Source organism: Halomonas sp. (assembly GCF_033549285.1).
Lineage (GTDB): Bacteria > Pseudomonadota > Gammaproteobacteria > Pseudomonadales > Halomonadaceae > Halomonas.
Genome location: NZ_JAWSUJ010000144.1, coordinates 1 through 7,305 on the forward strand (window position 1 = coordinate 1; position 7,305 = coordinate 7,305).

The following is a 7,305-nucleotide window of genomic DNA, read 5'->3' on the forward strand; positions in this document are numbered from 1 at the left end:
GGCGATGGCCGCGGCGGCAGCGATGATCGTCAGCAGCAGGACGAAGATGTAGGGGTCGGGCAGGTAGCGTTCGACCAGCTTGACGGCCGGTCTCGATAGGGCCTTGAGCATGAGGGTTCCCTTCTTCTGTTGTCGAATCTTGGCGTGTCTGACAGAAAGTAGCGCAACCTCAGTAGGTTGCGCTACCCGGCAGGGGAGACTTCGTCAACGCCCTCGGCCGAGGTGGGGTGGCGCCAGCGGCTGCGGCGATGGTGTCGGTAGTAGGCCACCAGCACCGCCGAGCGCACCACGGCAAAGGCCAGGAAGGCCAGCCACAGGCCGTGATTGCCCAGTGGCGTGGTCAGCCACCAGAGCGGCAGGTAGACGGCGAGCCCCGCATAGATGCTGTTGCGCATCTCGCGGATCGCCGTGGCCCCGATGAAGACCCCGTCCAGCAGGTAGCTCCATACCGCCACCAGCGGCATGACGACCATCCAGGGCAGGTAGTCGCCGGCGGTGGCCCGAACCTCCGGCAGGCCGGTGAGCAGCGCGATCAGCCACTCGCCCCCCAGGGCGAAGGCCAGTGCGGCCAGTCCCGCCGTGACCAGCGAGAAGCGGGCGGCACTGCGAACGACCCGGCCGAACTCGTCGAAACGCCGGCGGCCCACGGCACGGCCGGCCAGCGCCTCGGCGGCATGGGCGAAGCCGTCCAGGGCGTAGCTGGTCAGCATGATGAACTGCAGGAGCACGGCGTTGGCCGCCAGCACCGTATCACCCTGGGCGGCGCCGCGGGAGGTGAAGAAGGCCATGGCGAACAGCAGGCCCAGGGTGCGCACGAAGAGGTTGGCGTTGACCCGGAAGAGTTCGCCATAGGCCGCCAGGCGCAGCAGCCGCTCGCGCAGGAAGCGCCCTTCCAGCAGCCTGAGTTGGCGAGAGACCAGCCAGAGGCCGAAGGCCAGTGCCGTGTAGTCGGCGAGCACCGTGGCCCAGGCCACGCCGTCGCTGGTCATCCCCAGCCCCACCACGAACAGCAGGTCGAGGGCGATGTTGACGCCGTTGGTCAGCACCAGGATGGACAGCGTCACCCGCGAGTTCTGCTGGCCCAGGAACCAGCCGAGGATGGCATAGTTGGCCAGCACCGCCGGGGCGGAGAGCAGGCGGATGCGGGCGTACTCAGCGGCCAGCGCCGTGGCCACCTCGCTGCCGTCGAGCAGCCACAGCCCCAGTGTCACCAATGGGCCACCGGCGAGGATCAGTCCCAGGCCGATCACCAGGGCGAGCAGCAGCGACTGGCCGAGCAGGTTGCGTACCTCGCCGTCCGCCTCGCGACCCACCGCCTGGGAGGTGAGGCCCGTGGTTCCCATGCGCAGGAAGCCAAAGCCCCAGTAGAGGAAGCTGAACAGCGTCGCCCCCAGGGTCACCCCGGCGAGATAGCGCGAGTCGGGCAGGTGGCCGACCACGGCGGTATCCACCAGCCCGAGCAGCGGCACGGTGATATTGGAGAGGATGATCGGCCAGGCAAGGGCCAGGATGCGTTGTCGCGTGTCCGTACGGTCGGTGGTCGTGGGCGACGTCACGGCAGGGTCCCTTGGGGGTGAAACGGGGCAGGGTGGCGTGTCCCGCCCCGTAACGCAACGGCCCCGCCGATTGGCGGGGCCGTCGAGTGGCGTGGGGCAGGGGGGGCTAGAAGCGGTAGCCGATGCTGGCGGAGAAGAGGTCGATCTCGAAGTCCTCGCCGCTGTCGCTCAAGTCATAGCGCTCGTACTCGGCGCGCATCATGATCCGGTCGATCTCGTATTCTGCGCCGATACCGTAGAAGGGATCGGTGCCGTCAGCACTCAGTTTGGTGTCAATGAATGTTTGACCATTTACTTTGACAGTATCGTATGCGTCGCCATCCCACGCGATCATGCCCAACTTGCCATGGACGCTAAATCCGTTCTGGATCGGCAGCTTGCCTACCAAGGCGAAACCGAAGCCCTCTGCTTCTGCTTTGACACTCTCCGATGCAACATTGACGCCGTCAGTAATAGCTGCATCTGCAGTGAACTCACCGAAGTCCAGGTAGCTGGCCTCTACGGCAAAGTTGGGGTTGAACTGGTAACCCGCGAACAGCTTGTAGCCGGTGTCGCTATCATCTGTGCTATATCCGGCATCATCTAATTGGTCCAGAGAATCGTTGTCTAGCGAAGCATGGCCGATCCCGGCACCCAGATAGGGGCCCTCAACAGGGTTGTACTGATAACTCTGGGCGAAGGCGGGCGAGGCGACCAGGCCGGCCAGGGCGGCGGTGGCGATCAGGCGTTTCATCATGCGCTCCTTTGCATGCTGGGGCAGGCGGGCCTGCAAGTTGGGCAAGCGGCAAAAGCCGGCTACCCTGATGTAAGATCCTGTGAAAGGATGTAACCTCGATGATTCTAGGTGCTAATTTGAATGAATGCCATGGTCCGGCGGCGGCCGGCAGGGCGACAATCCAGGCGACAGGGCAGGGAGCGAGGATGATGAAGCGACTGGGCAAGAGCACGATGTTCGCCATGCTGGCGCTGGTGATGCTACTGGGCAGCCTGCCGGCCGTGGCGCAGGGGGAGCGCATGGAGGCCCAGCCAAGCGGCGGGGCGATGATCGCCGATGCCGTCATCGCGAGGCCGCTGCTGGCGGCGGCCACGGTGGGCGGCGCGGCGATCTTCCTGGTGTCGCTGCCGTTCACCGCCCTGGGGGGCAACGTGGACGGGGCGGCGGAGACCCTGATCAAGACACCGGCCGAGGCGGCCTTCCGGCGCTGCCTGGGGTGCAAGGTGAGCAGGCGCGCCGACGAGATGTAGGCCCTCTGCCGGCCGGCCACTCCTTCGACCGGCTGTCCGAGCCGTTCAGGCGCGGTATCAGACGACGGCGCCCCGCTCGATGAGCGGGGCGCTTTCGGTCGTGCTGGCGTCGAGCGGGATCAGGCCGCGGTGATGAGGTGGTACTTCGCCATCAGCTCGTCACGGCTCTCCTTGTGTGCCGGGTCCAGCGGGATGCAATCCACCGGACAGACCTGCTGGCACTGGGGCTCGTCGTAGTGGCCGACGCACTCGGTGCACAGGCCGGGATCGATGACATAGATCTCTTCCCCCGGCGAGATGGCGCCGTTGGGGCATTCGGGTTCGCAGACGTCGCAGTTGATGCACTCGTCGATGATCATCAGGGCCATGGGGTACCTCACGGATGTCGCTGGCCGGCAAGCGGTCCCGGGAAAGGGGTAATCCCGAGTTTCCTGGTCAGGTATTGTAATGGCTCTTCAGCGTCTCGGCGACCCTGGGATGCACGTGCTTGGAGACATCGCCGCCGAGCCGGGCGATCTCGCGCACCAGGGTGGAGGAGATGTAGGAGTTCTCCACCTCCGGGGTGAGGAAGACCGTCTCCAGCTCCGGCATCTGGGCACGGTTCATGTTGGCCAGCTGCAGCTCGTACTCGAAGTCCGACACCGCCCTCAGGCCGCGCAGCAGCACGCGTGCCTGCTGTTGCTTCATGAATTCGGTCATCAGCCCCGAGAAGCCGACCACCTCGACGTTGTCGAGGCCTGCCACCACCTCCCGGGCCAGGGCGATGCGGGTATCGAGGTCAAGGGCCGGCCCCTTGCCGGGACTGGTGGCGATGGCCACCACCACCTTGTCGAACAGCCGGGCGGCACGCTCGATCAGGTCGAGGTGGCCGTTGGTGATGGGGTCGAAGGTGCCGGGATAGACGGCGGTGTTCATCACGCCTCTCCTTCGTCGAGTCGTCCGAAGGGGTTGTCCACGGCCAGCGATACCTCCCTGGCATAGCCGGGGATGCGGATGGCGTCGCGGCCGACGTCGAGCTCGGGTCCCTCCAACACGCCCTCGCCGAAGCGGTAGCGGACCTCGAAGTGGCCCTGGTCGGCGGCCCGATGAAAGGCCGTGGCGACCTCCCGGGTGGCCTCGCGGCGCGCCTGCCAGGCGGCCACGGCGGTCTCGCCGTGACGCTTCGCCATCAGTCGCTCGGTCACCGCAGGGGAGAGCACCACGCCGGTGGCATTGTTGCCACCGAAGCCCTTGGCGTTGATGAAGGCGGCATCGGCGACAAAGGGCAGCGGGTCGCGGAACAGCCTCAGGCGCTCGGCGTGGACGTCGTCGGCCACGGCATCCAGGGTGAAGATGCCCGGCAGCAGCCCGTAGGCGAAGCTGCCGAGGGCGCTGGTCAGCTGGTCGCCGGCGGCACTGCCCTGGGAGTGGCCGACGAAGGCCTTCACCGCCACCACCGGCCACGCCGTGATGCCGTGGGCGCGGGCCACCTGGTCGAAGACGTGGGACTCGGTGATGCGGTTCTTGGGCGTGCTGGTGCCATGGGCGTGAAGGAAGGTGCGCTCGCGCAGGGCCGTCTCGCCGAGCATGTCGCGCACCAGCGCCGCCGCCTTGGCCAGGGAGATGTAGTTGCCGATACCCGGAGCGGAGATCGAGCGCTTCCAGCCGTCGGCATTGACGAACACGCCCGGCACGCTGCCGAGGACCTCGGCACCGGTCTCCAGGGCCAGGGCGTCGTCCATCAGCATGATGAACTGGCTGGACTCGCCCATGGTGAAGCCGCAGTTGCGGGCGAAGGGCCGGCAGGCCCGCTGGTAGTCGGCGTCGGTTAGCAGCTCCAGGGCATCCAGGGCCTTGAGGCCGTCGTCATCGGCGAGCGCTCCCATGGTGCGAAAGCCCTCGATGACCTCGGGCGTGATCGGGGCATCGGCGGTGCCCACCAGCACGATCCGGCGGCGGCCGGCACGGATGTCGTCCACGCCCAGGCGCAGGTTGTAGAGGAAGCTGGCGCAGGCGCCGAGTGCCGCCCCGGTGCCGCCCACGCTGCCCAGCACATAGGCATTGATGAAGTCGGCGGGCATCTGGCCGTAGCCCAGCGGCATCTGCTTGGAGGTGGCGCGCTTGCCGGAGACGAAGCTCTTGAGCAGGCCGCCCCAGCCCTCGTCGTCGAGCTGGCCGATGGAGTTGCCGGCGTAGACGGCGACCTCGTCGGGGTCGAGGCGGTCGCGCAGCCCATCCCACTCGAGGCCGCTGTCGCCCAGGCAATCGCTGGCGGCGAAGACGGTCATGGAGAGGCCGCGCGGATGGTGCACGCTGCGATAGAGCCGGCTGGGCTTGAACCCCGTGGGCAGCTGGCCGGCGGCGCGCACCTGGGCCGGGCGCGTCTCGGGGAGCATCACCTCCATGGTGCCGGCGGGGACGGTGACCTCGAGGCTCTGGCGGTCCACCTCCTGGACTTGCCAGGTGGGGGGCAGGTCGTCGGGCAGCTGCCGGCGACGAATGCGGAAGGTCAGCGGGGTGTCCAGCGCGAGGCTCGCCTTGCGGTTGGCTGGCAGCCCCTCCTCGTTGAAGCGGGGATCCTCGATGCGCCGGATCAGGGTGTGGTCGAGCACCTGCTGGCGGGTCTGCTCGACGATCCCGGCGGCGTCCAGCGGCCGACCCTCGGCGTCATGCCAGGTACCATCTGCCTGGCAGTCGGCCAGGCGCATCATCGCCGCCAGGCCCAGCAGGGTGCGGGCCTGGTCGTCGTCGGGCAGGGCGTCGAGCACGGTACGGCGAAACGCCTGGTGGCCCGAGGTTCGGCCGGCGGGATTCACGCCGCCCATGCCGACGATCACCGGTAAGTGTGGCAAGCCGGGTTCCTCGTTGTGCGGTTGATATCGTGGCTGCGTTAGTCGCTGTCAGGCCATGGATCATAGCACCCGGCCCGTGGCGGCGTCATGCCGGCACCCCTGCGCGGCGGGCTTGCGGCTGGTAGAATGCCGGCCCTTTCCGTTTCCGCCGAGCCCGCTGCCATGTCTGCCCGTTCGCGATCCATCGTCAGCCGCCAGACCGGCCCCCACGAGGACCTGGCCCGCCGCGTGGCGCGGGCCCTGGCGCACCCCCTGCGCAGGCCACTCGCCGGGCATACCCGCGAGGCCTTTGGCCGGGCCAGGGACTGGCTCGAACAGCGTGGCGAGGCACCGTTGATCCTGGATGCGGGATGCGGCGTGGGGCTCTCGACGCGCCGGCTGGCCGAGCAATACCCGGCCGCTGCGGTGATCGGCGTCGACCGAAGCGCCGACCGACTGTCCCGCGACCATGGTCCGCTGCCGGACAATGCCCTGCTGGTGCGGGCCGACCTGGTGGACTTCTGGCGCCTGGCCCTGGCTGAGGGCTGGCGGCCGGCGCGCCACTACCTGCTCTATCCCAACCCCTACCCCAAGGCCGCCCACCTGAAGATGCGCTGGCAGGGGCATCCGGTGCTGCCGGTGATCCTGGCGCTGGGCGGTCGGCTGGAGCTGCGCTCCAACTGGCGGCTCTACGTGGAGGAGTTCGCCCTGGCGGTGACCCAGGTGACCGGGGTGGCGGCCGAGGCGCAACCCTTCGTGCCGGGCGAGGCCTGCCTGACGCCCTTCGAGCAGAAGTACCATGCCAGCGGGCAGGCGCTCTGGCGGCTGGTGGTCGAGCTGCCCCATGACCCCGGGCTGGTGCCCGGCGGGATGCTGTCCGTCTCGGAGGAGCCACGCGCATGACGTTCCTGTTTCTGGCCCTGGCGATCGTCGCCGAGGTGGTCGCCACCAGTGCGCTGAAGGCCTCCGAGGGCTTCAGCCGGTTGTGGCCCAGCGTCACGGTGGTGGTCGGCTACGGGCTGGCCTTCTACCTGCTCGCCCTGGTGCTGCGCACCATGCCCGTGGGCATCGCCTACGCCTTCTGGGCGGGGCTCGGCATCGTGCTGGTGACCCTGGTGGGCATCCTGGTCTATGGCGAGAAGCCGGACCTGCCGGCACTGCTGGGCCTTGCCATGATCGTTGGTGGCGTGGTGGTGATCCAGGTGTTCTCTTCCGTCTCATCCCATTAAGCTGAGGCCTCTCATGCTGCCTGGAGGTCCCATGCGCCGTCGCCCGCTGCTCTGCATCCTGCTGATGCTGCTGCCGCTGTTCGCCCAGGCGAGCGGCTTCACCCGCCTGGCTGAGCTCGCCGACAAGGGTTTCCTGCTCGGTGCCGAGGCCCGGCTGCTGGACAGCGGCGAGGTCCTGGGCGCCATCGCGCCCGAACGCCAGCTGTCACCGGCCTCGGTCTCCAAGGTCTACCTGGCGGCGGCGGCACTGGACCGCTGGGGCCCCCAGCACCGCTTCTCCACCCGACTGGTGAGCCTGGCCCAGCCCGATGCGGACGGGGTCTTGCACGGTGACCTGGTGCTCGACGGCGGCGGCGACCCGATGCTGACCAGCGAGGACCTGTGGCGGCTCACCCAGCGGCTGCACCAGGCCGGCGTGCGTCGGGTCGATGGGCGCCTGGTGGTCAGCCAGTGGCGCTATGGCCC

Annotated in this window: 9 protein-coding genes; 4 read left to right on the plus strand and 5 right to left on the minus strand. The window is 68.3% G+C overall.

Annotated features, from left to right (window positions below):
- Positions 1-182 precede the first annotated feature (182 nt).
- Positions 183-1,556 carry an MATE family efflux transporter gene (locus SCI24_RS20015; RefSeq protein WP_318727053.1) on the minus strand — a complete coding sequence of 458 codons (1,374 nt, stop codon included), beginning with the start codon at positions 1,554-1,556 and terminating at the stop codon, positions 183-185.
- Between the two features lie 106 nt (positions 1,557-1,662).
- Positions 1,663-2,289: an outer membrane beta-barrel protein gene (locus SCI24_RS20020; RefSeq protein ID WP_318727054.1), complete on the minus strand. Its 627-nt coding sequence runs from the start codon at positions 2,287-2,289 to the stop codon at positions 1,663-1,665.
- 188 nt (positions 2,290-2,477) lie between these two features.
- Here SCI24_RS20020 and SCI24_RS20025 point away from each other — a divergent pair, with 188 nt between their 5' ends.
- Positions 2,478-2,801: a hypothetical protein gene (locus SCI24_RS20025; RefSeq protein WP_318727055.1), complete on the plus strand. Its 324-nt coding sequence runs from the start codon at positions 2,478-2,480 to the stop codon at positions 2,799-2,801.
- A gap of 119 nt (positions 2,802-2,920) precedes the next feature.
- Here SCI24_RS20025 and SCI24_RS20030 read toward each other — a convergent pair whose 3' ends face one another.
- The 3 genes from SCI24_RS20030 to SCI24_RS20040 form a co-directional block, all read right to left on the minus strand.
- Positions 2,921-3,169, minus strand: coding sequence for a YfhL family 4Fe-4S dicluster ferredoxin (locus SCI24_RS20030; protein WP_318727056.1), 249 nt, complete (start codon positions 3,167-3,169; stop codon positions 2,921-2,923).
- A 67-nt stretch (positions 3,170-3,236) separates the two neighbouring features.
- Positions 3,237-3,716: a pantetheine-phosphate adenylyltransferase gene (gene coaD, locus SCI24_RS20035; protein WP_318727057.1), complete on the minus strand. Its 480-nt coding sequence runs from the start codon at positions 3,714-3,716 to the stop codon at positions 3,237-3,239.
- Positions 3,716-5,605: a beta-ketoacyl synthase gene (locus SCI24_RS20040; protein ID WP_318727061.1), complete on the minus strand. Its 1,890-nt coding sequence runs from the start codon at positions 5,603-5,605 to the stop codon at positions 3,716-3,718. Before SCI24_RS20040 ends, coaD begins: the two co-directional genes overlap by 1 nt.
- Before the next feature lie 189 nt (positions 5,606-5,794).
- Here SCI24_RS20040 and trmB point away from each other — a divergent pair, with 189 nt between their 5' ends.
- The 3 genes from trmB to SCI24_RS20055 all read left to right on the plus strand — a co-directional run.
- A complete protein-coding gene (gene trmB, locus SCI24_RS20045) occupies positions 5,795-6,514 on the plus strand; it encodes a tRNA (guanine(46)-N(7))-methyltransferase TrmB (RefSeq protein ID WP_318727058.1) in 720 nt (239 codons plus the stop codon).
- Positions 6,511-6,840, plus strand: coding sequence for a DMT family transporter (locus tag SCI24_RS20050; RefSeq protein WP_318727059.1), 330 nt, complete (start codon positions 6,511-6,513; stop codon positions 6,838-6,840). Before trmB ends, SCI24_RS20050 begins: the two co-directional genes overlap by 4 nt.
- A gap of 31 nt (positions 6,841-6,871) precedes the next feature.
- Positions 6,872-7,305 (plus strand): D-alanyl-D-alanine carboxypeptidase (locus SCI24_RS20055; protein WP_318727060.1); only part of this gene is annotated, 434 nt, incomplete at its 3' end.